Source organism: Sorangium sp. So ce367, from assembly GCF_051520455.1.
Classification (GTDB): Bacteria; Myxococcota_A; Polyangia; order Polyangiales; family Polyangiaceae; genus Sorangium; species Sorangium cellulosum_B.
In genome coordinates, this window is record NZ_CP150334.1 from 179,417 (window position 1) to 204,713 (window position 25,297).

Consider the following 25,297-nt stretch of genomic DNA (forward strand, 5'->3'; position numbering starts at 1 on the left):
CCTCGGCTAGGCTCCGCCGTCGCATGATGCCGGAAGCTGCCCTCACGCTGGCCATCCTCGGAGCCACGATCGTCCTGTTCGTGAGCGATCGCCTGCGGCTCGACGTCGTGGCGATGATGTCCTTGCTCGCGCTCACCCTCTCCGGCGTCACCACGGTCTCGGACGCGCTCGCCGGGTTCAGCAACCCTGCCGTGCTCATGATAGCTGGCCTGTTCATCGTGGGGGCCGCGCTGACGGACACAGGGGTCGCCGACTGGCTGGGCCACCGCCTCGAGCGCGTCGCGGGATCGGGAGAGGCGAGGGTGATGGTGGTCGTGATGGGGGCGACGGCGCTCCTTTCCGCCTTCATGAGCTCCACAGGGACCGTGGCGATCCTCCTGCCGGTGGTGGGGACCCTCGCGTTGAAGCGTGGAATTGCGCCCGCGAGGCTCCTCATGCCCGTGGCGTTCGCCGCGCACCTCGGGAGCAACCTGACGCTCATCAGCACGCCGCCGAACCTGCTCGTGAGCGACGCCCTCCGTGAGGCGGGGCGCGAGCCATTCCGCTTCTTCAGCTTCATCGTTCCAGGCCTCGCCGTGCTCGTGATCGGTGTGGCCTACGTCGTGTCGTTCGGTCGTCGCCTGCTCCCTGGCAAGGCGGACGCGGCGGACGCGGGCGCGCCGCGCTCGCTCACGCTGAACGATCTCGCGATGGACTACGAGCTCGGCACGTCGCTGCGCGCCTTGCGCGTCACCGCGCGCTCGAAGCTCGCCGGCCTCACGCTCGGCGCCGCGAACCTCCGCGCCGACTTCGGCGTGACCGTGGTGGGGATCGCGCACGACGGGCCTCGTGGCCCCTTGGCCAAGCGCGTCGTTCCGCACGCGGTGTTCGTCGTGGGCGACGAGCTGCGCGTGCTCGGGAGCGACAGCGCGATCGCCGCGCTCGCGGAGCGCTTCGCGCTCGAAGCGCTCCCGGAGCGCCCCGTCTTCTCGTTGCCCGACGAAGAGTCCATGTGTGAGGTCGTGCTCCCGCGGCGCTCCCGGCTGGCGGGACAGACCCTGCGGGAAGCCAAGTTCCGCGATCGCTATCGCGCCAACGTGCTCGCCATCCGCCGAGGCGGAGGATCGCTTCCGGTGTTCCATGCGACGCCCGAGCTGCGCGATCTCAAGCTCCGCGCCGGCGATACGCTCCTCGTGAAAGGGCGGCAGAAGCACCTGAGGAACCTCCGCGACGAGCGGCGGGATCTCGTGCTCGTCGCCGAGCCCGACGCGCCGAGCGCCGTGCTCGTCGATCGCGAGCGCGCCCTTGCCGCCGTGGGGGTCACCCTGGGGATGCTCGTCATCATGGCGTTCGGGTGGCTGCCCAACGTGGTCGCCGTGCTGCTCGCCGCGGTCCTCCTGGTGCTCGCGCGGTGCGTGCGCCCGGCGGACGCCTACCGCGCCGTGAACTGGGAGAGCGTCGTGCTCATCGCGGGGATGATCCCCGTCTCCACGGCGCTGGAGCGCACCGAGGCGATGGGGGCCGCCGTGTCCGCGGTCGAGCAGCTCCTCACGGGGGCGCGGCCCACGGTGGTCCTCGGTCTGCTCGTCCTCTTCACCTCGGCCATCGGGATGGTCCTCTCCAACACCACGACGGCCTTGCTCGTGGCCCCCCTCGCGGTCCGTCTGGCCGAGGCGCTGGGCCTCGCGCCAGAGCCCTTGCTCATCGGCGTCGCGTTCGCGTCTTCCGCGGCGTTCGCCACGCCGATCGCTTCTCCGGTGAACGTCCTGGTGATCGCGCCGGGCGGCTATCGATTCAACGACTTCACGCGCGTGGGGCTGCCCCTGCAGCTCCTGGTGCTCGCGACCACCGTCATCGTCGTCCCGCTCGTGTGGGGCTTCTGACCGCGGGAGGCGCCGCTTCAGGCCGCCCGGCGGCGCCCCGGGCGCGGGACGCGGCCCTCAAGGCTCCTTCTTCTTCCACTTCTTCTTTTTTGGCGGCGGCAGCTTCGTCTTTCGATATCCTCGGCGCGATCGTCCTCTGGACCATCGCCGGCGAGCCATTCATCCATGCCTGAACCCGTCATCCGCAATCCGATCCTGCCGGGCTTCAACCCCGATCCGTCCATCGTCCGCGTCGGCGACGACTACTACGTCGCGACCTCGACCTTCGAGTGGTACCCCGGCGTGCAGATCCACCACTCGCGCGACCTCGTGCACTGGCGTCTGCTCTCGCGCCCGCTCAACCGCGCGAGCCAGTTGAACCTGCTTGGCGACGGCGATTCGTGCGGCGTCTGGGCGCCGTGCCTGACGTATGCGGATGGCCTGTTCTGGTTGATCTACACCGACGTGAAGCGCTACGGCCGGACCACCGTCGGTGGGGCGTCCGGCGCGTCGATGCGCGACTTCCACAACTACCTGGTGACCAGCCCCACCATCGACGGCGAGTGGTCGGAGCCCGTTCATCTCAACTCGAGCGGCTTCGACCCCTCGCTGTTCCACGACGACGACGGCCGCAAGTATCTGAGCAACATGCTGTGGGACCACCGGCCCGGCCGCGCTCGCTTTGCCGGCATCGTGCTCCAGGAGTACTCGCACGCCGAGCGCAAGCTCATCGGGCCTGTCACGAACATCTTCAAAGGCACGTCGATCGGCTACACCGAAGGTTCGCACATCTACAAGCGCGGCGGCTTCTACTACCTGATCACCGCCGAGGGCGGCACGTACCAGGGCCACGCCGTCACCATGGCGCGCTCCCGTGACCTCACCGGCCCGTACGAGCTGCACCCCGAGACGTACATCCTGACCTCGCGCGCTCGCGCCGACGTCGCGCTGCAGCGCGCGGGCCACGCTGACCTTTGCGAGACGCCGTCGGGCGACGTGTACATGGTCCACCTGTGCAGCCGTCCCATCCCGAACCGCGGGCGCTCGACGCTCGGCCGCGAGACCGCGATCCAGAGGATGGTCTGGTCGGACGACGGCTGGCTTCGCACGGCCGATGGTGAAGGTGTCCCGCGCGTCGAGGTCGCGGCCCCCGGCCTGCCCGCGCATCCGTTCCCCGCACGAGCCGCGCGCGAGGACTTCGATTCACCGCAGCTGCCGATCGACTTCCAGTGGCTGCGCTCGCCCTACCCCGGCGAGCTGTTCAGCCTCACCGCACGTCCCGGTCATCTCCGGCTCTACGGCCGCGAGACGCTCGGCAGCCTGTTCCGCCAGTCGCTCGTCGCACGTCGCCAGCAGGCGCACTGCTACACGGCGGTCACGTCGGTCGACTTCGCGCCCGAGCGTTATCAGCAGATGGCCGGGCTCATCTGCTACTACAACGCGAGCAAGTTCCATTACCTGCACATCTCGCACGATGAGACGGTCGGGCGCTATATCCGGATCATGTCGGCGATTCCGGATGGGGTCATGGCGGACGCCTTCACCGCACCCGTCCCCATCCCGGGCACCGCGCCCGTGCACCTGCGCGCCGAGCTCGACCACGACCGGCTCTACTTCGCTTACAGCCTCAACGGTGCGGACTGGAGCTGGTTCCCGGAGCACCTGGACGCCAGCATCCTCTCGGACGAGGCCTCCGCGCCTGGCCTTCCCAACTTCACCGGTGCGTTCGTCGGCATGGCGTGCCAGGACATGTCGGGCGCCGGGCGCCCGGCCGATTTCGACTACTTCGAGTACCGCGAGCGCGAGTACCTGATCGACCCCAGGCGCCCGTAGCGTCACTTTCCCACGAGGGAGGCGGGTAAAGAACCTCGTTGTAGACCGCGGGTCGCTGGATCTGGCGTCGTGGCGCCCGAGGGGGTCGACGACGAGCGCTTCGCCGGAGCGCGAGGCGCGATCGGGCGCGCGCTCGCTCGGCTGAGCTCTCTGCAGCCCGTCAGGGTAGTGAGCGGGCCGGGGCCCTCAAGGCTCCTTCTTCTTCTTCCACTTCTTCTTCTTGGGCGGCGGGAGCTTCGTCTTGTTCGGGTCCTTGGGCGCCCACGGAACGCGCGTGTCGATCGGCAGGATGTCCTCGTGCGGCAGGGCGCGCTCGCCCTCGCGCTTCACAGCGAACGACGCCGAGACCACGTTGATCCTGTGCGCCCCGATATCGGACAGATCGCCCTTGGCGCGGAGCCCGACAGGGATGCAGAACCTCCTCTTTCGCTCTTCTTCATCCATGTCGCCCGCCGGCGGCGCCCCGTCGCCCGGGCCGCGCAGCTGGCCGAGCCGACTCGGGTCCTCCATCGCCAGCTGGAGCTGCTCGAGCACCTCCTCGGCGCACACGAGCTCCGGCTTGGGCTTCTTCTTGCTGCCGGACGGATACTGCACCTTGGACTGGACCTTGACCGTCACGGTCACCGGCTGCCGGTCAGGCCCCATCTGCAGCGCGCTCCCCGCGAGCGCGCCCTTGGCCCCGTCCACGATGCGATCCCACGTGGGGCCGTCCCCGGCCGACGCGCTCACCAGCCGGACGCCGAGGACCTGGCCGTCGGCGCCGAGCTTGACCTCGAAGGTCGCCCGCGCGTCGAGGGGCGCGGCCGAGGAGCGCACCATGTCCGCCAGGGTGCTCGCCACAGCGCCCGCGGCGGGGACGCTGATCCCCACGCTCTTGTCCTTGCTGTGCAGCGTCTCGTTCAGCACCGTGCCCGCGATCGCCGGATCCACGGGGCGAGCGCGCGGGGCGGCCGTCGGGGCGGCGCGCGGCGCGTCGGGGCCGGGGAGCACGCCGGGCACGCTCCAGAGGGGCGTCCCGAGCCCTGGCGCGAGCGCGATGCCCCCGCCCTCGGCGGGCGGTGCCCCGCCGTACTCGTCGCCGGGCGGCGCCGTCGCCGGGGCCCCCGGGGCCTCTGCGGTGGGCGCCGGGGCCTCTGCGGTGGGCGCGGGAGCCCCGGGCGCCTCGACGGCGGGCGCGGGGGCCTCGGCCGCAGGCCGGGCGGCGGCTCCGGCTTCGGGCGGCGCCGTCTCCGGAGGCGCCGCCTTCGGCTCGGCGGCGGGGGCGGCCGGCGCCGGCCTCGCGCGCTCCACCGAGGCGACCTTGGCCGCCGCGGCGCCCGGCGCGGGCGCCTGCGCCTTCTCGGCCGGCGCGGACTTGCCGATCTCGCCGGCCGCCTCCGGCTCGTCCGCGACCGGCTCGCCCCCGGCCGGCGCCGCGGTTGCGGCCTGGGGCGCCGGTGGTTCCAGCTCGAAATCGATGCCATCCACGATCGCGGACGGCTCGGCAGGGCCCTCCGGAGGCCGCTCCGGCGTCGGCGCGACGAGGATCGCGGCGTGCGCCGCGACCGCCATGGCCAGGGCCACGGCATCGCGCCCCCGCAGGGAGATGCTCACCGCCTCCTCGTGCCAAGGCAAGCGCGCATCGACCAGTTCTAGCACGCCCCCCGGCGCGCGGACCGGCATCCCCGGTGGTCCCCTGCCCACCGGCGTGCAAAGCACGATCGCGGCGCGGCGACCGCGAGCACGCTGCGCGGCCGGGGAGGCCGGTGTTTCGCTCCCCTCGTGTCGCTGCGCTGCGAATCGCGTGCCGGCGTGCGGTATCAGAGCACAGGCGTGCCCGGCGCGGCGTCCTCGATCGTGATGGTGCGGACTCGCCCTTCGACCTCGGCGGTCAGCAGCATGCCTTCGGACACGAGCCCTTTGCCGAAGTCGCGCGGCGGCAGGTTGCAGATGACGACGACCCGCTTGCCGACCAGCTCTTCCGGGGCGTAGCTCGCCGCGATGCCCGAGATGATGCGCCGAGGAGCGCCGTCGCCGGTGTCGACGCGCAGATCGAGCAGCCGGTCTTTCTTCTTCACGCGCTCAGCGCTCGTGACCACACCGATCCTCAGGTCCAGCCGGGCGAAATCGTCGAACGCCACAGGGCTCTTGCCCTGGCGCGCCGGCGGGGCGGCCACCTCGGCGCCGCCGCTCGCCGCGGGCGCGGCCTTCGCCTCCGGGGCGGCCTTCGCATCGGCCTTTCCCGGCTCGGCGTCCGGCCGCGGCGGGGCGAACCGGGCGAGCAGCTCGGCCTCTTTCTCCTTCTCGAGGCGCGGGAAGATGGGCGAGCCCCTGCGGAGCTTCTCGCCCGGCGCTCGCGAGGGGAGCGCCATCGGCCAGCGATCGCTGCCCTCCTCGAACGCGATCGGCGGCAGCCCGAGCTGCTCGCGCATCCTGCCCGCCACGACCGGCATCACGGGGGAGATCATCACGCTGATCGCCTCGAGCTGCTCGATCAAGGTCGCGATGATCGTCCCGAGGCGCGCCGGGTCCGTCTTCTTGGCCACCCACGGAGCGGCCTTGTCGATGTAGAGGTTCGCCGCGGCGATCACCGTCCAGATCGCGTCGAGCGCGCGCGTCGGCTGGTTCGCGTCGAACGCCGTCGCCGCGGCCGCCGCGGCCTGCCGATGCGCCCCGGCGAGCTCCTCCTCGAGCGGGCCCGAGGCCCCCTTCGCGGGCACCTCCTCGGCGAACGGGAGCACGCGATTCAGCAGGTTGCCGAGCGCGTTGCCGAGCTCCGAGCCATACCGCGACAGCACGTCCTGGAGGCTGAAGTCGCCGTCCTGACCGAACGAGATCGCGCGCATCAGGCAATACCGCACCACGTCCACCCCGACGTCCGCCGCGCCCGGGCTGCCGGGCAGGGCCGCCGCGGCCGCCTCGGAGAGGGCGGACGCCACCTCGACGGGGCTGATGGTGTTGCGGAGCGTCTTCGACATCTTCTGCCCGCTGTACGTGAGGAACCCGTGGGCGAAGACCTGGCGCGGCAGCTCCGCCTCGCCGTAGCCGGCCGAGAGCAGGAACGCAGGCCAGTAGACGGCGTGGAAGCGCAGGATGTCCTTGCCGACGAGGTGCACGTCCGCGGGCCAGAAGCGCGTGTTGTCCTCCGGCTCCCGGAGGGCGGTCATGTAGTTCGCCAGCGCGTCGAACCAGACGTACATGACGTGCTTCGGGTCGTCGGGGACGGGGATGCCCCATTCGAACGTGGTGCGGGAGACCGACAGATCCTGGAGCCCCTCGCGCACGAAGCTCACCACCTCGTTCAGTCGGCTCGCCGGCTGCACGAAGGTCGGGTTGCGCTTGTAGTAATCGAGCAGCGCGTCTCCGTACCTGGACAGGCGGAAGAAGTAGCTCTCTTCCTTGACGCTCTCGGCGGGCTTCTTGTGCAGCGGGCAGACGTTCCCGGGCTGCTCCAGGTCCTTCTCGGTGTAGTAGGCCTCGCACCCGACGCAGTAGAGCCCCTCGTAGTGGCCGAGGTAGATGTCCCCGCGCGCCTTGATCCGGCTCCACAGCTCCTGCACGGCCTTCTTGTGGCGCGGCTCGCTCGTGCGGATGAAGTCGTCGGGAGCGCAGCCGAGCTTCGGCCACGTGGCGCGGAAGACGGCGGCGATCTCGTCGGCGTGCGCGCCCGGCGCGACGCCGCGCGCCTCGGCGGCGCGCTGGATCTTGAGGCCGTGCTCGTCCGTGCCGGTGAGCATGCGGCTCTCGTGGCCGCGCAGCCGGTGGTAGCGGCACAGCACATCCGCGGCGATCGTCGTGTAGGCGGTGCCGAGGTGCGGGACGTCGTTGATGTAATAGATGGGCGTCGTGACGTAGAAGCGGCTCGCCATGGCAACGCCCTCTTAGCATGGGGCGCTCTCCCGCGGCGAGCCGGCGCGGCGCCGATCAGAGCAGCGCGTCCTCGGGGAGCTCGGCCTGGTGCAGGACTCCATCCGTGAACACCTGGCCGTCGATCTCGTAATAGAGCCGGAGCTGCACCCTGCGCGCGTCCGGCCGTGGTGACACCGAGCCGGGCGTCGCGGTGGATCCCTGGAAAATCTTGCCGGCGAAGCTGAACTGCTGGTTCGGGCCCCACCCGGTATACGAAAGCGGGATCGTCTCGGCGTGGACGAGCGCGTCGTGGCCGTCGAACACGTGGACATCGATCCATGCGCTGGCGCCCCACGCCGAATGGCTGACCCACGCGTCGAGGTCCAGGTGAATCTGGATGTCTGTCCCCGCGATCGGCCCCTGCGCGGGCCTCGGGAACGCGTAGACCTTCGAGACCCGAAAGGCCCGGACGTTCGTGATGTCGGGGCGCCGCTGCGCCCCCGCGCGGTAGAGGACCGGCTGCGCCGGGATCCGCGGCGGCGGGCCCCCCACGTCGAACCAGTAGTTGTCGCCGAAGCGCGTGTCCCACGCCTCGCACCGGCGGCTGGTCTGAGAGAAACCGTGGAACCAGATCTCCGCCTGGGTCGCGTCGTCGGGCACCGAGATCTCCAGGGCCGCGGGCCTGTGCGCGACGACGTGCCCGGGCGGGTTCCCCGGGGCCCGCACCTCCTCGACGACGCTCCCTTGCACGATCGCGCCCCGCGGGTGAAAGCGGACGTAGGCGGTGATGTCGCCGATCTCGGCGCCGCGCCACGTCGTGAAGCAGCGCGACAGGCGGCTCAGCTCATACTCGATCCTGAGCTTCCCCCCGCGCTCGATCGGACCCTGCTGCGCGTGCTGCCAGTCAGGCAGGAACTGGAGAACAGCGGTCGTTGCCATGGGACCCTCCTTGCATGGACGCGTAGCCAGGAACGGGCAGCCGATGCAAGCGGGACGACGTTTCGGCCGGCGTGAAGGCCGATCGCGCGCCGGTTGATCGCGCGGTGCGGTTTCAGGGGGGCGTGACGGCGGATCGCGTCCCCTCGGACGGCAGGGACCCGGACCGGGCCCAGCTGTCAAGCCCCGGGCCTGGGGAGCTCGCCGCCGGCGCGCGACAGGCCTGGGGACGAGACCGCTCAGGAGTTCGCCCGGAGCGCGGCGAACTCGCCTGGATCGTGGATGGTGGGGGGATTGGTCCCGCCACCGATGAAGTCTTCCGTCCGGTCGTACATGCCGAAGTGGGTCACCGGCGCCGAACCGCCCGGCGCCGGGAAACCATCCGCGCCCGCCTTGACCCCGAGGGCGTTCATCAGGCTGCAGAAGTACTTGTTGATCGGCGCGTTGGCGAGCGACGGATCGGTCCCCGTCTCCTGGGAGATCGCGTCGACCCGGTCCGACGTGCCGTCGGCACACGTGATCTCGCTGTTGCCGGTCGTGAGATCGGGCGAGCCGTCATCGACGTTCACGGCCCAGCCGGTCTTGAAATAGCCGCCGGCGCTGCCGGCCTGGATGATCGGCAGGTTGTTGAGGTTGCGGGCGCAGCCGTCCGACGCGTCCTGGAACCAGACGGCCGCGCAGCTGTCGAGGAGCGTCCCGTCGCCCTCGTCGATACCGTTCAGCTGCCCGACGAGGTGGGCGAACTTCCTCGCATAGTAGTCGTCGATCGTGAGGATCATGTCGATCACACCGGGAACGCAGGTGCCCGTCATGCCCGCGTGGTCCAGGCGACTCGCGAGACCGGCGGCCTCTTGCGTCAGGCCGAGCCCCTTGAAGCTGTAAGCCGCGGGGTACTTCAGGAAGATGACGGGGTTCGCGTTGCAGGCCGCCGCGAGCACGGCGAGGTTCGAATAGAGGTCGGCTCCGTCCAGGCTGTCCGAGATTCGCTGCGTCAGCTTCTCGGAGTACGAGACCGTGCTCGTCAGGTCGATGTTTTCTTGCGTCACGCCGAGCGCCGTGGCGAGGGACGTGTTGCACTGCGAAGGGACCACAACGTTTCCTGTCGCGTGGAGGAGCTCCTTCCAGGCTGCGAGCTTCTGCTTGTCGGAACGGCTCATGTCGAACCGCTCGAGCGTCTGCAGATCCTCCCTCACGATGTCGAGGATGCTCTTGCCGCGCATCGCCGCGTAGGTGTCCGGAGACGTCGGCTTCCCCGCCTCGAAGAGGCCCGTGAGGCTGCTGAAGGCCTGCTGCGCGTCGAGGCCCTTGAAGAGGGTCTCGGCGGCGGAGTAGGAGATCGCCGACTGAGAGTTGTCATTCCCACCGATCGTGTTCATGAGCAACGGAGTTCCTTGCGGGCTGAGCTGTCGTGCGATGACGTGGTCCAGCGAGGGACCGGTCGGCATGGCGTAGAACTTCGTCGCCGTGTTGAAGCTGAACGGGTCGTTGCTGTTGGGAGTGACCGGGTGGCAAGTGAAGTACGACCCGTTCACCTGCGTGTTTTCATCGTTCCCCTGCCCCCGAACCATCGTCGCCGTCCACTCGTTCATCGCGCGGATGCCTCGGGGCATGATGAGCTTGTCGACGTAAGGCGCGAGGTGCTTGAGCGTCGTCGACTCGAGGTCCGCGGCGGTGAGCGGGCCGTGGGACTTCTTCGGGAACCACCGCGTCGTGATGCAGCCATAGTGTGTGTACATCACGATCAGCCGCTTCGGCGGTGTGGCCGGCTGCGCCATCACGGAGCGGTCGAGGATCGAGCCGAGGAACGGCGCCGCGACGCAAGCTCCGCCCAGCCCCCGGAGGAAAATTCTTCGGCTCACGCGCTTTGTCATGGTCGTACTTTTCCTGCCTCAATGGATTGGACGCACGGTTGACACCCGGAACGCCCTCCGGATGCCCGCGTTCGCCACCTCTCCGTCAGCCCTACAATGCCCGCGGACTCGTGAACCTATTTGGATTTCGCTCGGCCGGGAGCGTTCTTCGCGCGGAAGGATGCCCCGCGCGTCACGGGCGACAGCGACGCCGGGAAAGAGCTCGTCGCGCGGCGGGGGGCGGCGGTAACTGGCGGCCAGCGCGACGCTTCGCTGCTTGCGATGCTAGGTTGAGAGCATGACGATGAGGTCGAATCGCGCCCTGTTTGCGGTTGCCGTCTCTGCGTTGCTGGGCGCATGCGGTGGGGAAACAGCGCCCTCCAGCCCGGAGGCGGGCGGGACGACGGGCTCGCCCGCCGGCGGTACGGGGGCAGGCGGCGTGGGCGCGAGCAGCAGCGCGACCGGGGGAGGGACGGGTGGCGCGGGCGCGAGCAGCAGCGCGACCGGGGGAGGGACGGGCGGCGCGGGCGCGAGCAGCAGCGCGACCGGGGGAGGGACGGGCGGCGCGGGGCCCGTGCAGCTCACGGGAGCCGTCGAGAAAGGGCCGTTCGTGGTCGGCTCGTCGGTGGTGATCTCGGTCCTCGGTCATGACCTGACCCCGACGGGACAGACGTTCATCACGGCGACGGGCGACGACCTTGGACATTTTGAAGTGGCTCTCGCTCACCCCGGTCCGGTCTCGATCGTGAGCGAAGGGTTCTATTACAACGAGGTCACCGGCCGCCTCTCGGGCGCCCCGCTGACGCTGCGCGCGCTGTTCGACGTTGCCGGCGATGCGCCGGAGCAGACCGCGTACGTCAACCTGATCACGCACCTCGGCTACGAGCGGGCCAGGCGGCTCGCCGAGGGCAGCGGGGATCTCGCGGCTGCGGTCGAGCAGGCAGAGGGTGAGCTCCGCGCAGCGCTCGGCATCGGCCCGGCAGGCTTCGACCCCCACGCGGGCGGCGTCGAGATGAACGCTCTCGGGGGCGACGGCGACGCCAATGCGTACCTCCTCGCCGTCGGCGCCGTGGTGCTCAAGGCAGCCCTCCTCGAGGCGGGTGAGCACGGCTCTGTCGACGCGACGATGCAGGAGCTCGTGAATCAGCTCTCGCTCGATCTGGCGAGCGACGGCGCGCTCGACCCCGCGCTCGTCGCTGAGCTCGCCGGCGCGGCCTCGGCGCTGGATCGCTATGAAGTGAAGGATCTCCTGGGCGAGCGGCTCGAGGAGCTGGGCTCGACCGCCGAGGTGCCGGACATCGACAGGTTCTTCGACGAGGATGGCGACGGTATCTACGACGCCGAGGATACCTGTCGCCTCGTCCCGAACCCGAGCCAATCGCCGCTGAACGCGGTCTGCTCGGTCAAGAAGGTCCGCGTCTCCGAGCCCCTCGAGGGCGGCAGCCTGACCGAGATCTTCGTCCGCGACGCCGATCAGGACGGCCGCGCCGACGTCATCCTCGGCAATGTCGGCGGGGGCTCGGGCGAGGGGCTGGGCGTGATGCGCGGCAAGGGGACGGGGCGGCTGGAAGAGCCCGTCTGGGCGCTGCCGCCCAGGGATTACTACGCCGCGGCGGTCGTCGCCGACTTCAACGAGGATGGCGATCCCGACGTCGCGGCGGAGGTGTGGGGCCTGTCGCTCGCCGTGGGGGGGCCGGGAGCGACGTTTCTGCCCGCGGTCGAGATCGATCCGGCGAGCGCGCTCTGTCTGGCGACCGCGGATTTCGACGGGGATGGGCATCAAGATCTCGCATCCGGCGGTGCTTCCGAGGTGACCATTTTCCTGGGGGACGGCGCGGGCGGGTTCGTGGCGGCAGCGACGGTGCCCGCCGACTCTCCGGTTGCGCTCGCCGTGGGGGACTTCGACGCCGACGGCAACGAGGATCTGGCGGCGGCCCACTGGGACCAGAGGAAGGTCAGCGTCTGGCTCGGCGACGGGGCGGGGGGCCTCGATTCACCGACCTCCTTCGCGATGCCTTCCAAGGCATCGTCGGTGTCCGTCGGGGACTTCGACGGCAATGGCGACCAGGACCTGGTCGTGGCCATGCTCGACGGGAGGCTGCGCGTGCTCGTCGGCGACGGCGCGGGTGGCTTCACTCAGGGGCCCGAGCACCAGGTGTCGGCGAATCACCATGCCAGGACCGCGATGGCCGACTTCACCGGCGACGGGAGAGACGATGTCGTCGCGAACTGGGCCATGGACGGCGTGATCCACCTGGTCGTGAGCGAGGGGACGGCGTTCGGCGAAGATCACACCTTCGACGAGGCGAACAGCCGGGAGGGCCTGTCTCTCGGTGTCGGCGACCTCAACGGGGACGAAAGGCCCGACGTCGTGTACGACGACGGCGAAGCCGTGACCGTGCTGGTCATCAATCTCTGAAGCCGCAGGCTGGCTGCTTCCCTCCGCGAGGCCGACGAGCTCGTGCTCTCCGCGGGCCGGGGCGCCGTGTAGAACGCGAAGGCAACGGGGAGCGTCGATCTCGTGCTCGGCGGTGAGCTCGATCCGGCGCCGCACCACCGGTCGCCCTTGCGATCCGTCCACACTCCGAAAAGCGTGTCCGGTTTGATCGTTCCTTCATCGCCGGGTCGAAGGGGCTGTCTTCACGCCGCCGCCTGCGGGGCGTAGCATGCGTATGGGCGCGTCGACTCCGGGGGCAACCTGCCTTCGAGCGCTGCGCCGCGACGTCACCCAACCCGCATCGAGAGGTCTCATGAGTTCTCCGACCGCCCAGCCCGCCGAGAGCTACAACCCCTACGAAGCACCCAAGGCAGACGCGTCCGCGGCGCTGCGACCGGAGGAGCGCTCGCGGTTGCGGCTCGCGAGCGGCGACAGGCGGCTCGTGAACCTCGTCGTCGATTACATGGGATTGATGCTGTTCACGTTCCTCGTGGGCGTGATCTTCGGGCTCGTCGGAGCCGCCGAGGTGTTCGAGCAGGCCAACGATACGTTGCTCGGCCTCGTGATGATGTTCGCGTATTATGCCTCGACCGAGGCGATCTTCGGCGCCACGCTGGGCAAGCTCGTCACGGGCACGCGGGTCGTGATGGAGGACGGCAGTCGCGCCGGCCTCGGTCGGATCGCGATCCGCACCCTGTGCCGGTTCATCCCCTTCGAGGCGTTCACGTTTCTAACGCGGCGGGGCGGCGCGCCCGTGGGTCTGCACGATCGGCTGTCGAAGACCCGCGTCATCCTCGTGCGCGGCTCTGGCGACGCACGTTGAGAGCCGGCGCGCCGAGCTCCTGTGGGGACAGACCGTGTCTTCGGGGGGCGGCGGCGTGCGTGGTGCCCGTCGCGAAAATTCAATCGTCTCGCCGTGGCCTCACGGCGTTCTCGGCGAGTGCTCTCGTCGCCTCGCGACGGGGCAGGTCAGGGGACGGCCTGCTTGCGAATGCGAGCGAGAGAACGTGAGCACTGGAGGGCCATGGCGCCGAACCCGAGAAAGCAGACACCCACGTCAGACCAGCTCCGGAGGTCGAGGGCTTCGACGCGCACAAGCAAGAGGTACGCGAAGGCGAGGTTGGCCAGCGCCCAGGCAACGTTCACCGCCGGCGGCGACAACCCCTTGAACGGCGGTGATGCGAACGGGGTCTGCAACGGTTGGCCGGAGACGCCCGCGATCAAGTGGGGGAGCGCATTGGCGAGGAACGCCCCACCGAAGAAATACGCGAAATAGACATACCAGGGCATGGAGATCTCCTCGAGCTGTTCGAGCGGAGACGGCTCTCGCACCAAGAAGTAGGTTGGGCGGCTTTCGCACGCAAGGAAGAAGACAGGGCCACCTCGGACGGAGGATCGACGACCGCTGCGTCTTGTGGCGGGGGATCCTACGGCGAGGCCACCACGACGCAGCGGCGGTGTTCACCGGCGCTGCGGGCGGAGCGCCCGGGTCAGCGCAGCGATTCCGCGGGCGCGCCACCTGTAGGCCGTGCTAACCGGCGCGTCCTGCTGCTCGGCGGCCTCCTCCATCGACATTTCGAAAACGTCGTGAGCCGCGATCACCGCGCTCTCGTGCTCAGGTAGCTGGTGCAAGGCTTCCAGGAAGGCTCGACGCATCTCCTCGCGCTCGAGGGCTTGCTCCGGAGTCGGTGCCTCGTGTGATGCGTGCGGCGGGGCCGCAACGATCTCCTCGCGCCGCATCCGGGCACTCTCGAGGTGATGGCGGACGCGATGATAGGCCAGCGCCCGCAGCCAGACACGAAGCGCTTCCGCGGGCTGCACGTCCGGGTCGGGTCGGTAGCGGCCCTCTTCGCTGGACTCCCACGCGGCGAGGAGGACGTCTTGCGCGAGGTCGTTGACATCCTCGCGTGTCGCCCGGGTACCTCGAAGGTAACGTGCGATGAGGGCGCGGACGAGGCCCGCCTGCATGCCGAGATCGGCGGACTTGAGGCGTTTTGGTGCAAAGCCTCGATCGCGAACGATGATCGCGATGAAAAAGACGATGAACTGAGCGAGCGTGAACGCTACGGCGTCCGTCGCCATACCGCCACCCCCTGGACAGGAACGATCGTGATGTACAGCGCAATCAGCATCGACTGCGCGAGATCCCAAGTCGTGAAGACGCCGAAGCGGTACGGGCCCGCGAGCATCGACAGTTCTGTGAGGATGATCAGGCCCGCAGCGACGTGGTGCACCTTCGTCCGCTCCCTCCCGACGAACCACCGGAGCAGGCATCCGACCGACACGCACAGCGCCGCGAGCTGCAGGGCGAGATAGGCCCTGCCGAGGAGCTCACCGCGGAAGGTCGGGTATCCCGCGGCGAGGACTGCGACCGCCACGACATAGCCCGCGAGCACGCCCCACGGTCGCCGCCGTCCGAAGATCCACACCGCGAGCGCCGCCACCCCGGCCATCCAGCCGACGAACAAGGCGGACTCGACGTGGCCAGCGACGCGAACCCAACCCGTGAAAGGGGCTCCCCCGAGCTCGGCCCGTGCTGGCTGCAAGACGTAGAGCCGGACGATCCGGCGCACGACGTCGGAGGCGACCCCGTACCCGAGGAGCCATGCGAGCGGGCGGTGCTCGGGGCGATGTCGCGCGACGACCAAGGCCAGGGCCGCCGACAGGACGGCAAGGCCGTACAGCGAGGGGATCACCCCGCCGACGGTATGCGGGGCTTCGTTGCGGGCCAAAAACCGCGCTCCTCCGGTCCAAGAGCACGGGAGGTGTCCGGGAGCGCTCGCGCCTCCTACGGCTTCCGAGGGCGTCGGCGCGGGCGCTGGAGGGCTCGGGGGAGCACGGCGGTCCCGAGGCCGACGAAGACGAGAAAGTGCTGGAAGAAGCGGGCGAGGTTCAGCGGGTCGGGCGGTTCGATCGGCATGGCCGGAAGGCTACCAGCGCCCCGCGACTGACGTCGTCCGCTTTCTTGGCCCGGCGGGTCGACCTGTGGCACGCGCGCGTGCGCGCGAGGGGGTCGGCGCAGTGTCAAGTGGAAGATCGCGCCCAAGCGACGGCCTTCACCGCACGCTCGTCTCGACGGCGCCGCGGCCACCGGCCGGACGAGCAGCGCGCGGAGACTACCAGGCCTTCCGGTGGATGGGTGACGATTTCGTGAGAGAAGATCGGACGCATCCGTAAGCGGCACCAGGGCGAAAAAAATTCTGAATCCTCCATGGGCCGAACGATTTCCAGCGCTCGCAGCGATGCTCCCCAGGCCCCACCTCGCCCCTGTCCCCGCCGCCAGCCCTCACGCGCGGAGCCGCGACCAGCCAGCCCTCCGGTGTGAGGCCGTCGCTGCGGTCGTTGCCACCGCGCGGCGCGCCGGTACAGGAGGATGCGATGAGACGAAGGGGCGGCGGACACGCCAGCGGCCCCGCGGTCGCCGGAGGGACGAACGGACGGGGAGCTCATTTGCGCCCTTCAGAAGGGCTAGATGCGTACTCTCGACGCGCTTATGCGCGTGTACCGCACGGATGTGCTCCGGTATGCCATGCGCGTTTGCGTCTCCCATGACGACGCCGAGGACGCCATCCAGGAGACGTTCCTTTGGCTGGCCTCCACGACGTGGGTCCCCAGTCGCCTGCCGCTCTCGCTGAGAACGGCGAATGTCGTGCTGGTGGCATGCACGTCCAATCCGATGACGCTCTTCATCGGCGCTCTCCGCGTGCCGTCCCGGGTGTCCGGATCGCAGAACGGACGCGACCGGTGGTATGCTCGCCAGGATGTCGGAGCCGCCTCCCCAGCAGGAACCTAAGGGCAAGGCGTTCGAGCGCCTGGTAGCGGCCGTTCAGAAGGCTATCGGCCCAGATGCCCAGCGGATCGAGTGGGATCGTCGGCTAAAAGCGAAGAGCGGTGTGCGTCGTCAGATCGACGTGGTTGTGCACGTCGGCAACGAGACGACCAGCGCTCTTATCGCCCTGGAGGCAAAGGACCGAGCAACACCGGTCAGCATCGGCATGGTGGGCAACTTCTACACGGCCGTGGATGGCGTGGGGGCCACGAAGGGCATCCTCGTGTCCAGGATGGGGTACACGAAAGATGCTCTGCTGGAAGCACATTATCGGAATATTGATGCCTATGAGCTAAGGCCGGTCGAAGAAAAGGATTGGGAAGGGCACGCCAGAGAGATTCGCTTCATCGTACAAGCGAAGAAGCTCATCTACGATCAAGCTGAGATTGTGCTCGCCAACGGAGAGCGCCACCCGGCAAGCCCTGGTGGAATGACCATCCTAACCAGAGAAGACGGGGGCAACGCGTTCTTTAATCGTGTGGTCAACACATGGCTACTGAAAAATGCGTGGCGGGAGGACGAACCCATCGAGGTGGTTCCCCGGCAGCACCTTACCTATTACATGAGTGCTGAACCGTCACAGGTCGTTTCCCTGCGATGCATTCCGACATACATCGCTGGCATGCAGGTCGAGAGCATCTTGACTAACCCTGCAGATTGGGTGCTCTGCAAGTGCTTCCCAAACGGTGAAGTCGAACCGGAATTCTTCTTCGAGTACGCGGAGCTCCAACAGGTGGCTGATGAATTCAAGCGGCAACCCAGGACGTCGCGCATCACCACAGAGCCAAGAAAGCGGAAGCCTGACTCGTCGGACTCCTGAGCCTTAGCCTCGCGGCGATTCGCGGCAGTTTCGCCCTCCCAGTCGCCAGGCGATGCCCCGGGGCCAGATCCACGGGGTCCGACGTAGATCGCCGTTGGGCCGGGACGGGCCTCGTCTGCCTGCATTGGCACGGCGTCGCTGGTCGCGCTCAGCCACGTCCGCCCGGCCGACCTTGAGAAGAGGCCCACCCCGCTCCTCGACGAGCGGTCGGTAAACCTAGGGCGTGAGATCGATCATCGATTCGGTGCCCTTCAGGGTCACGGAGATCTCCGCACCCAGGCCCGCCCCGCCGGCGAACGCCGGCGCATCGACGCGCACCGCGCACGTCCCGTCGGCGATGACCTCCGCGGAGCGGGTCAGCATAACCCCGCGAGGGACCTCGCTGCTCTCGCAGAACTGGCCATCGACGCAGGCCTCCGGCGTGGAGGACCTCACCTCGAAATCCTCGGTCCTCGCCTCGCTGCACAGCGGAACACCGCCGGACGCGAGCCCGGAGATCACGGCGACCACCCGGTTCCCCCTGCGGTGGAACCCGTCGAGCGTCTCGCCGTCCACGAGGGCCCTTTCGCCCCCCGCGACGCCCGGGATCGCGAACACCACGTCCATGGCGTCGATGCGGGCGGCAGGGATCACCGAGATCTCGCGCGATGCGCCGCCGTCGGCCGCGGTGATCACGACGCTGCCGTCCCCTGTCGCGACGATATCGGAGGGCGCGCCCCCCTCGCGCACCCGGAGCCCCACGCCGGTCCCCACCACGTCGACCGCCGGGCGCTCGACGTTCTGTGGAGAGAAGCGCAGGCCCGCCGCGTCGAACGCCGCCGTGGTGATCGGGAGAGGCCGGTTCGACTGGATGACGGCGCTCGCGCCGCAGTGGGCCGGTGTCTCGATCTGCCAGCGCGGGCGCGCCGCCTGGACGGTCATCAACAGCGTGACGGGGAGCTCGCGGGTGTCGTCGTACGCGGAGCACGCGTCGAGGCCGCCCTCCGGCACCGCGAGCACGCCCGAGACCTCGAAGGTCGATGTCCCCTCCTCGCTCACGCGGACGGAGAACGTCGTGGGCCCCGTCTGCTCGACGGCGATCGCACCCTGGATGGCGCCTATCTGGTCAATGGTGATCGCGCCCGGGATCGGACTGCAGCAGCAGCGCGGGTCGACGACCGAATCCAGCGCCATCGTCACGGAGCTCGGATAGTCGGGCCCGATCGCCAGCGCGGCCTGGCCCTCCACGACCACGCGCGTCCGCGTCGAGCGCTGGTCGCTCGCGATGTAAGCGCCGGACAGCGTCGATACCGTGCGCGCCGGGAGCGAGAGCGCCGCGACCTCGCTGGTGTCCGGCTCGACGGGGCCGGGGCAGAGCGGGTTGGGGTTGTCACCATCGTCAGGGAGCGGCTCCTCGACGCCCGTGTCCGACCCGGAGGGCACCGGCTGGCACGCGAGGCCAGCGCTCATGAACAAGAGAACCTGGAGTAAGCCTCTTCGCATGCCGTAGAAGTAACAGACGTAACCTGCGGAGAGAGGCAGCGGCAAGGTTGCGACCGGGCGATCTGTGAACGGCATTCACAGATCTTCGTCTCCGCAGGTGGATTGTCCGTCGCGCCGCCGAGGGTCACCTTGCGGCGCGTGACGGGGCCTCTTGCCGGTCCCGCAGAGGAGCAACACCATGCATGCCGTAGGAGTCCACCGCTACCTTCCCATCGAGCACCCCGAGAGCCTGCTCGATCTCCAGCTGCCGGAGCCGGCGCCGAGGCCGCGCGATCTGCGCGTGCGGGTGTGCGCGGTGGCCGTGAACCCGGTCGACGTGAAGGTCCGCGCGCCGAAGCCCCGGGTCGAGAACCCGCCGCGCGTCCTCGGCTGGGACGCCGCCGGCATCGTCGAGTCGGTCGGCGCGGACGTCACCGTGTTTCGGCCGGGAGACAAGGTCTATTACGCCGGCAGCATCGCGCGGCCGGGCAGCAACGCGGAGGTGCACCTCGTCGACGAGCGCATCGCCGCGCCGATGCCGCGGTCGCTCGGGTTCGCCGACGCGGCGGCGCTGCCGCTCACCTCGCTGACCGCGTGGGAGGGGCTCTTCGAGCGCCTCAACGTCGACCCCGAGGGGCGCGACGCGGGGAGCGCCGTGCTCGTCCTCGGCGGCGCCGGCGGCGTGGGCTCGATGGTGGTGCAGCTCGCCAAGGCCGCAGGGCTGCGGGTCGTCGCGACCGCCTCGCGCGAGGAGAGCCGGGCGTGGGCGCGCTCCCTCGGCGCGGACGTCCTCGTCGACCACCGGGCGCCGCTCCGTCCGCAGCTCGAGGCCGCGGGGATACAGCACGTGGAGCTCATCTTCAACACGCAGAGCACCGAGGCGTGGTGGGACACGATGGCGGACCTCGTGGCGCCGCGCGGGCGCATCGTGGGGATCGTCGAGGCGAAGGCGCCGCTCGATCTCGGGAAGCTCATGTCGAAGAGCGCGACCTTCGCGTGGGAGCTGATGTTCACGCGGTCCCTCTACGAGACCGCGGACATGGCCGCGCAGCGGGCGATCCTCACGCGCGTGGCGGCGTGGGTCGACGAGGGGCGGGTCCGCACGACGCGCCGCGAGCACTTCGGCCGGATCAGCGCGGCGAACCTGCGCGCCGCGCACGCCCGCATCGAGTCGGGGCAGGCGGTGGGCAAGCTGGTGCTGGAGGGGTGGGGCTGACCGCGAGGCGCGCCGGGCCGCTGGCTCACCTGCCACAGGGTGTCACGTGACACCCTCGTGGCGATGTGTCACCCGCGGCGCTCCTGGCCAGCGGCGCGTGCAGGCGCCCGAGGGCGCGGCGCGAGCACCTCCGCGCAGCGGAGGCGGGCGGCGCGCGGCCGAGACGAGGCTCAATCTTCGCGGTTCGGCGCGAGTTCGCCTCTGGCCTGCCCGTTGCTGAGGTCCCTGCGCGAGCGAGCCGTCGAGAGGAATCGACGGCCGCGCCACCCCAGGAGAACTCGCCATGATGTTCGAACGACATGTGCTCATTCGCCGGACCTTGATCGCCGCTGCCCTCGCGTTGCCCATCGGCGCCGCGATCGCCGCGAGCGCGCCGAACGACGCGGTGGCCGGCTGCCAGATCACGGTGCGCGTGCACAACTCCGGCAGTCGGCCGTTCACGGTCGACTGGGACGAGAGCAAGGTGAAGGTGTCCGGCGGCACGTGGGACAAGCTCGCGAAGACCTCGTCCGAGTCGGTCGGCGCCGGTCAGACGAAATCGGTCGTCTATGGGGCGCTCTTCAACTGCGGAGCGAATCGCCGGTATCAGATCCACACGACCCGGGGCGGCGACGAGGAGACGACCTACTTCCCGGGCGTCAGCGACTGGACGACGAGCCAGTCGCCCACGATCAACATCTCGATGTGACGCTGCCTCGAGCGCGGTCCGTGCCTCTCGCGCCGTGGGTCGACGTCAGCGGGCGAGGAGCGCGATCGCGTCCTGGATCCCGGCGTGGGTCAGCCGCACGCGGACGTCGACGCGGGCCGCGCCGGATCCGAGCACCTCGGAGGTGACGGCGAGCGGGACGGCGACCCCGCCGCGCGCCGGCAGCGCCGCGAGCGCGGCGAGATCCCTGGCGGCCTCGTCCAGCGCCTCGGGCGTGTCGCCGTTCGCCGCGAGCAGCGTCAAGCCGACCAGCGAGAAGAGCCCGCCGGCCAGCGTCCCGCGCCTCCGCAGCACCTCCATGTCCGGCGCCGCGCCGAGCGTGCCCTCGTCGCGCCCCGGATCCACCGCGACGCGCAGCCGAGCCACAAGGGCGGCGTCGTCCTCGCTGATCCCGAGCCACGTCCGCTGGCCGGCGGGGACGACATAGAGGTGGGTCGTGTGCGCGGGCGGGGCGTCCTTCGTGAGCGGCTTGGAGCGGAGCTCGACGTGGAGCGTCCCCGCGGGCAGCGAGGCGGGCGCGCGGACGATCGCGTGCGTCGTGCTCTGCTTGTCCTCGTCGTCCTTCTTCGGCTTGCCCGAGGCCTGAGCGGTGTTTCCGTCCTTCGGCGCGCTCCTCTTGAACCTGTCGAGCTCATCGCCGCGCTGGAGGAGCTCCTTCACCCCCGAGATCCAGGTTTGCGCCGGCTCCTCGACCGAGGCCAGCACCCACCCCTGGAGCGCGAGGCGCGCCGCCTTTCGCGCGCGCGGCGCGCCCTTGTCGCGCTGGTAGGCCGCGAGCGCCTTCTCCGCCGCCGCGCCGTTTACGCCCGCGCCGACGACGAGGGGGCCGCCCGTGAGGGCCAGGGTCTCGAGGCGAGCGAGGACCTGATCGAGCCGCGGCCCGTCGTAGCCGTCGTCGATCATGTCGTCGCGCAGCGCCTTGAAGACGGCCTCCCGCAGCGGGGTGAGCTCGGCGCGCGACGCGCCCTGCGTGTGGAAGGCGACCGCCGTGTCGGCCGGGAGGCGGAAGAACGCCGGCGGCGGCGCGGCGTCCTGCGCCGTGGCCGGCGCGAGGGCCAGCGTGAGGGGCGAGCGCCGGCCCGCGAAGCGCAGCGTGAGGCCGACCTCGACGTCCGCGCGGCCCCACGTGAGGTCGACGTTCAACCGCTCGATGTCGCGCAGGAACCCCGCGGCGAGCTCCTCGCCCAGCGCCCCGGCGCGGCCGTCGTCCTCGTCCGCGTCGCCCGCGGCGCTCGCCTCCTCCACGGCCTGGCGGAGGGTCCGATCCGAGAGCTCGATCCGCGCGTCCGCGTCGAGCGGCTCCCGGGCCACGACCTGGACGAGGTAGGCCGCGGCGGCCTCGATGTCCTCCACGTCCTCGCCGCAGAGCAGGCGCGCGCCGTCCCGCCGCTCGCCCGGATCGAAGGCGCAGGCCCAGGGCGGCGCCTCCTCGTCGGGATCGGCGTCACGCGCGCGCTCGACGCGCAACAGGCCCGGGTGCTCCTCGAGCTCCTTGAGCACGAAGCGATCGGCCAGCCGCGGCACCTCCTGCTCCGCGACCGACAGGGAGGCAACGGCGTGAGCGCCCGTGGTGCCCAGGAAGGCGACGTCGATCGGCCTGTCGAGATCGACGATCCCGGCGAGGTCCGGGCCCACCGCTCCCTCGAGCACGCTCGTGGGTTCCGTCGAGCCCATGGTGAACACGAGCGCGCTGCTCGGCACGAGCTGCGCGGCGTTGGCCCAGGTCCGCTTCGGATGGGCGATCCTCAGCACGAAGGTGAGCTCTGCCGGCGCGCTCGCGGGCTGCGCCGCCACGACCGCGGGCGCGGCGACGGCGGGGCGCGGCGCCGCGGGCAGCGGCGCGACGGGAGCACGCTGGGGAGCCGAGGGGCCGGCGCACGCGGTGAGGAGGGCGATCGGGAGGAGGGCGGCGCGCTTCATGGCGGCGCCGATCGTCGCGCTCGAACCGGGCCCCTGGCAAGCGGGGTGTCACTTCGGGAGCTTCATCACCGTACCTGCGGCGCTGTTCGTCCAGTAGACGCTTGTCGCGTCCACGGTGATGCCCAGCGGATGATCTTGCCCCGTCGCGAGCGTCTCGGGATCGCCGCCTCCGATGGGCACCTTCTTCACGGTGCCGTCGTCGTTCGTCCAGTAGACGCTCTCGGCGTCGATCGCGAGCTTCCGCGGGTTGCGCTGCCCCTCCGCGAGCGCGAAGGGGGGGCCGCCCTCGAGCGGAGCCTTCATCACGGTGCCTCCGTCATTGGTCCAGTAGACGGCGGCGGCGTCCACGGCGATGTCCTGCGGCTTGACCTGCCCGTCCGCGATCGCGCTGGGGGCGCCGCCCGCGACAGGCACCTTCATCACCGTGCCTCCTTCGTTCACCCAGTAGACGTGGGTCGCGTCGACCGCGATGCCGAGCGGCGAGTCTTGCCCCTCCGCGAGCGCGACCGGGGCGCCTCCCGCGACGGGCACCTTCATGACGGTGCCCTGGTCGGCGCTCGTCCAGTAGACGTTCTCGGCGTCGACCGCGATGCCCATGGGGTATGTCTGTCCGTCCGCGAGGATCGTGGAATCGCCCTCGTACGTCGCCATCATGATGATCTCGAGGCCTGAGTCGGTGAAATAGATCTGGCCGGAGGGGTCGAGCGTGATGCTCTGGGGGGCGAAGGGGGGGTCTCCCATGAAGAGGAACTCCGCATTGCCGCCGCGGACAGGCACCGTCATCACCTGTCGAGCGACGGGATCGACCCAGTACGCCGTGGTGTCGTCGACCACGATGTCCGTCGGCTCGACGCCGCCCGACGCCAGGAGGAGGGGCTGGCAGCGCGACGCCACGCACGGCGCTCCCAGGCAATAATGGCCGCAAGCGCCGCAGTGCTCCGGATCGGAGGTCTTGTCCGCGCAGGCGCCGCCGCAGAAGGACAGGCCATCCTGGCAGCCGGGCGCGTCGTCGCCTCCGGTCCCCGCCGCGGCCACGGCGACGCCTCCGCCCCCGCCGGAGGTCCCCGAGCTCGCGGCGTCGGAGCTCCCAGGAGCGAAGTCCCGAGCTTCGGGGCTACACGCGGACAAAGCAAGCACACTCATCAGCAGGAAGCGGTTCATGGCGCATAGTGTACACGGAACGCGGGAGCACGTCGGCAAGCCTCCCTCGGAGCGCTCGTGCTGTTCGCTGCTGTCGGGCGCTGTCGTATCAGCGGGCCAGCGCGACGAGCGACTCGGGCATGCCGAGGTCGACAAGGGCCGGCCGCACGAGGGAGAAGAGCTCGAGCCAGACGCGATCGAACGCCGCCTCGAGCGGCGTCGCGGCCCGCCTCGATACCGACCGGCGACGTTCGATGAGCCCATCTCCGGCGCGGCACCGGATGCGCCGGACAGGAGCGTCGTCGAGCGCCCACCGCTGGAGCTCCTCGGGGAGCTCGCTGAGCGCGCCGCTGAGCCTCTCGAAGGCTTCCGGGGTCAGCGAGAGATCGTGGCGTGTCCCGGTTCGCTCCTCGGGGCCCGACGGCCCGATCCAGTGGCACCTCACCGCGCCATGGCCGCTCACGCGCAGCGTGGCCTCCCAGCCGGCGAGCGACGCGGAGAAGCCGGGGACGAACGCGAGGTCGATCTCCATGATAGAGCGGGCGGGTGCCGTGAGGCGCGGGCCTCAGCGCGCCGGAGTCATGCCCGTGTCGTCGAGCGCCGGCCAGGCTGGCCGGAGCGGGAGGACGAGCGCATCGAACGGCGCGGGCAGCGATACGGAGGTCGCCGCGTGCAAGCAGAACTCCCGGCCGGGCCCGAGCACCATCTGGCGCATCCACAGGCCGGCGCTCGCTTGCTCCAGGATCGGCGTGAGCCGGGCGAACAGCTCACCGTAGGACACGCCGTCGGGCTTGCCGAACCAGTGGGCGTAGCCGGGCGCGTTCAGCGCAACCCCGCCCCGCAGGCGATACAGGCCCCCGGCCCCGCCGCCGGCGACCGCGGCCGCCGCGTCGTGCGGCGCCGAGCGGCTGGCGGAGACCGCGGCCTCGTTCAAGGCGCCGAGCGCACCGAAATCGTGCACGAGGTACCAGTCCTCGTAGACGTCGCCGCCGCCGGCCGCCCACGGGGCCCCGGAGAGCCCGACGCTGAACGACCGGAGAAAGTCCGGCGCGGGCGCTCGGGCGAGCGCCGCGTGGAAGGCGCGCTGCCGGCGCTCGTACTCGCCCGCGGCGGCCTGCGGTTGCCTCCAGTGCCAGAACACATAGGCCAACATGGACTCGCTGTTCCCTTCCGCGGGATAGCTCACGTCTTCTCCGATGCCGGATGCTTCATGTTCATGTAAACACCGCCGGCTTCAAGCTCATCCAGCATCTGGCGGAGGCGCTTCTCCCTGGTCTCCTGCCGCTTCGCTTGATTGATCCACCCGACATAATCGTTCTGCTGGTAGGCAGGGCGCGCCCTGTAAGCATTCATCAGGCCACGCTCGTTCAGCGCGGTCTTGACGAAGTCGGGGATCGGGTGCCTGGGCCGTCTCAGGCCTGACGGGTCGGCGCTCATGGCTTCCTCGTTATACCGATGCACGGCGTGGAGGTGAAGCGGA

Annotated in this window: 22 protein-coding genes; 8 read left to right on the forward strand and 14 right to left on the reverse strand. The window is 70.1% G+C overall.

Translation table 11 applies throughout. The features are described from left to right. Positions 1–23 precede the first annotated feature (23 nt). Positions 24–1,862, forward strand: coding sequence for an SLC13 family permease (locus WME97_RS00695; RefSeq protein ID WP_437548620.1), 1,839 nt, complete (start codon positions 24–26; stop codon positions 1,860–1,862). A 165-nt stretch (positions 1,863–2,027) separates the two neighbouring features. Continuing rightward, positions 2,028–3,674, forward strand: a complete 1,647-nt coding sequence (locus tag WME97_RS00700; RefSeq protein WP_437548622.1) for a glycoside hydrolase family 43 protein — start codon at positions 2,028–2,030, stop codon at positions 3,672–3,674. Between the two features lie 186 nt (positions 3,675–3,860). Here the strand turns inward: WME97_RS00700 and WME97_RS00705 are convergent, their stop codons facing one another. From WME97_RS00705 to WME97_RS00720, 4 genes are all read right to left on the reverse strand, one after another. Further along, positions 3,861–5,267 carry a hypothetical protein gene (locus WME97_RS00705; protein ID WP_437548623.1) on the reverse strand — a complete coding sequence of 469 codons (1,407 nt, stop codon included), beginning with the start codon at positions 5,265–5,267 and terminating at the stop codon, positions 3,861–3,863. 206 nt (positions 5,268–5,473) lie between these two features. Next, positions 5,474–7,522: a methionine--tRNA ligase gene (gene metG, locus WME97_RS00710; RefSeq protein WP_437548625.1), complete on the reverse strand. Its 2,049-nt coding sequence runs from the start codon at positions 7,520–7,522 to the stop codon at positions 5,474–5,476. A 55-nt stretch (positions 7,523–7,577) separates the two neighbouring features. Further along, complete coding sequence (locus tag WME97_RS00715; protein WP_437548626.1) at positions 7,578–8,441, reverse strand: DUF6209 family protein; 864 nt, start codon at positions 8,439–8,441, stop codon at positions 7,578–7,580. Positions 8,442–8,677: 236 nt separating this feature from the next. Continuing rightward, positions 8,678–10,297 (reverse strand): DUF1552 domain-containing protein, encoded by a 1,620-nt coding sequence (locus WME97_RS00720; protein ID WP_437548628.1) that lies wholly within the window; start codon positions 10,295–10,297, stop codon positions 8,678–8,680. Positions 10,298–10,592: 295 nt separating this feature from the next. Between WME97_RS00720 and WME97_RS00725 the strand changes: the two genes are divergently transcribed. Both WME97_RS00725 and WME97_RS00730 read left to right on the forward strand, forming a co-directional pair. Continuing rightward, complete coding sequence (locus WME97_RS00725) at positions 10,593–12,707, forward strand: FG-GAP repeat domain-containing protein (RefSeq protein WP_437548630.1); 2,115 nt, start codon at positions 10,593–10,595, stop codon at positions 12,705–12,707. A gap of 331 nt (positions 12,708–13,038) precedes the next feature. Continuing rightward, a complete protein-coding gene (locus WME97_RS00730) occupies positions 13,039–13,548 on the forward strand; it encodes an RDD family protein (RefSeq protein ID WP_437548632.1) in 510 nt (169 codons plus the stop codon). 146 nt (positions 13,549–13,694) lie between these two features. Here the strand turns inward: WME97_RS00730 and WME97_RS00735 are convergent, their stop codons facing one another. The 4 genes from WME97_RS00735 to WME97_RS00750 form a co-directional block, all read right to left on the reverse strand. Next, positions 13,695–14,015: a hypothetical protein gene (locus WME97_RS00735; RefSeq protein ID WP_437548633.1), complete on the reverse strand. Its 321-nt coding sequence runs from the start codon at positions 14,013–14,015 to the stop codon at positions 13,695–13,697. A 171-nt stretch (positions 14,016–14,186) separates the two neighbouring features. Next, a complete protein-coding gene (locus WME97_RS00740; protein WP_437548635.1) occupies positions 14,187–14,807 on the reverse strand; it encodes an RNA polymerase sigma factor in 621 nt (206 codons plus the stop codon). Beyond that, the gene (locus WME97_RS00745; RefSeq protein ID WP_437548637.1) at positions 14,789–15,457 is read right to left on the reverse strand and encodes a hypothetical protein; all 669 of its coding nucleotides are present in this window, start codon (positions 15,455–15,457) and stop codon (positions 14,789–14,791) included. Before WME97_RS00745 ends, WME97_RS00740 begins: the two co-directional genes overlap by 19 nt. Positions 15,458–15,513: 56 nt before the next feature. Next, a complete protein-coding gene (locus tag WME97_RS00750; protein ID WP_437548638.1) occupies positions 15,514–15,645 on the reverse strand; it encodes a hypothetical protein in 132 nt (43 codons plus the stop codon). Between the two features lie 573 nt (positions 15,646–16,218). Between WME97_RS00750 and WME97_RS00755 the strand changes: the two genes are divergently transcribed. Together WME97_RS00755 and WME97_RS00760 are read left to right on the forward strand one after the other, a co-directional pair. Continuing rightward, positions 16,219–16,518, forward strand: coding sequence for a sigma factor (locus WME97_RS00755; protein ID WP_437555678.1), 300 nt, complete (start codon positions 16,219–16,221; stop codon positions 16,516–16,518). Further along, positions 16,487–17,374: a restriction endonuclease gene (locus tag WME97_RS00760; RefSeq protein ID WP_437548640.1), complete on the forward strand. Its 888-nt coding sequence runs from the start codon at positions 16,487–16,489 to the stop codon at positions 17,372–17,374. Before WME97_RS00755 ends, WME97_RS00760 begins: the two co-directional genes overlap by 32 nt. A 216-nt stretch (positions 17,375–17,590) precedes the next feature. On the opposite strand, the gene WME97_RS00765 is transcribed toward WME97_RS00760, so the two are convergent. Then, a complete protein-coding gene (locus WME97_RS00765; RefSeq protein WP_437548642.1) occupies positions 17,591–18,823 on the reverse strand; it encodes a hypothetical protein in 1,233 nt (410 codons plus the stop codon). Positions 18,824–19,034: 211 nt separating this feature from the next. On the opposite strand from WME97_RS00765, the gene WME97_RS00770 reads away from it, so the two are divergent. Together WME97_RS00770 and WME97_RS00775 are read left to right on the forward strand one after the other, a co-directional pair. Then, positions 19,035–20,051, forward strand: coding sequence for a zinc-binding alcohol dehydrogenase family protein (locus WME97_RS00770; RefSeq protein ID WP_437548644.1), 1,017 nt, complete (start codon positions 19,035–19,037; stop codon positions 20,049–20,051). A gap of 283 nt (positions 20,052–20,334) precedes the next feature. After that, on the forward strand, positions 20,335–20,739 hold the full coding sequence (locus tag WME97_RS00775) for a hypothetical protein (RefSeq protein ID WP_437548645.1): 405 nt from the start codon (positions 20,335–20,337) through the stop codon (positions 20,737–20,739). A 45-nt stretch (positions 20,740–20,784) separates the two neighbouring features. On the opposite strand, the gene WME97_RS00780 is transcribed toward WME97_RS00775, so the two are convergent. The 5 genes from WME97_RS00780 to WME97_RS00800 form a co-directional block, all read right to left on the reverse strand. Continuing rightward, on the reverse strand, positions 20,785–22,677 hold the full coding sequence (locus WME97_RS00780; protein ID WP_437548647.1) for a hypothetical protein: 1,893 nt from the start codon (positions 22,675–22,677) through the stop codon (positions 20,785–20,787). Positions 22,678–22,725: 48 nt separating this feature from the next. Next, positions 22,726–23,838: a hypothetical protein gene (locus tag WME97_RS00785; RefSeq protein WP_437548649.1), complete on the reverse strand. Its 1,113-nt coding sequence runs from the start codon at positions 23,836–23,838 to the stop codon at positions 22,726–22,728. An 88-nt stretch (positions 23,839–23,926) separates the two neighbouring features. Beyond that, on the reverse strand, positions 23,927–24,349 hold the full coding sequence (locus WME97_RS00790; protein WP_437548651.1) for a hypothetical protein: 423 nt from the start codon (positions 24,347–24,349) through the stop codon (positions 23,927–23,929). Positions 24,350–24,382: 33 nt separating this feature from the next. Further along, positions 24,383–25,003 carry a hypothetical protein gene (locus WME97_RS00795; RefSeq protein ID WP_437548653.1) on the reverse strand — a complete coding sequence of 207 codons (621 nt, stop codon included), beginning with the start codon at positions 25,001–25,003 and terminating at the stop codon, positions 24,383–24,385. Further along, on the reverse strand, positions 25,000–25,254 hold the full coding sequence (locus tag WME97_RS00800; RefSeq protein WP_437548655.1) for a YdeI/OmpD-associated family protein: 255 nt from the start codon (positions 25,252–25,254) through the stop codon (positions 25,000–25,002). Before WME97_RS00800 ends, WME97_RS00795 begins: the two co-directional genes overlap by 4 nt. Positions 25,255–25,297 lie beyond the last annotated feature (43 nt).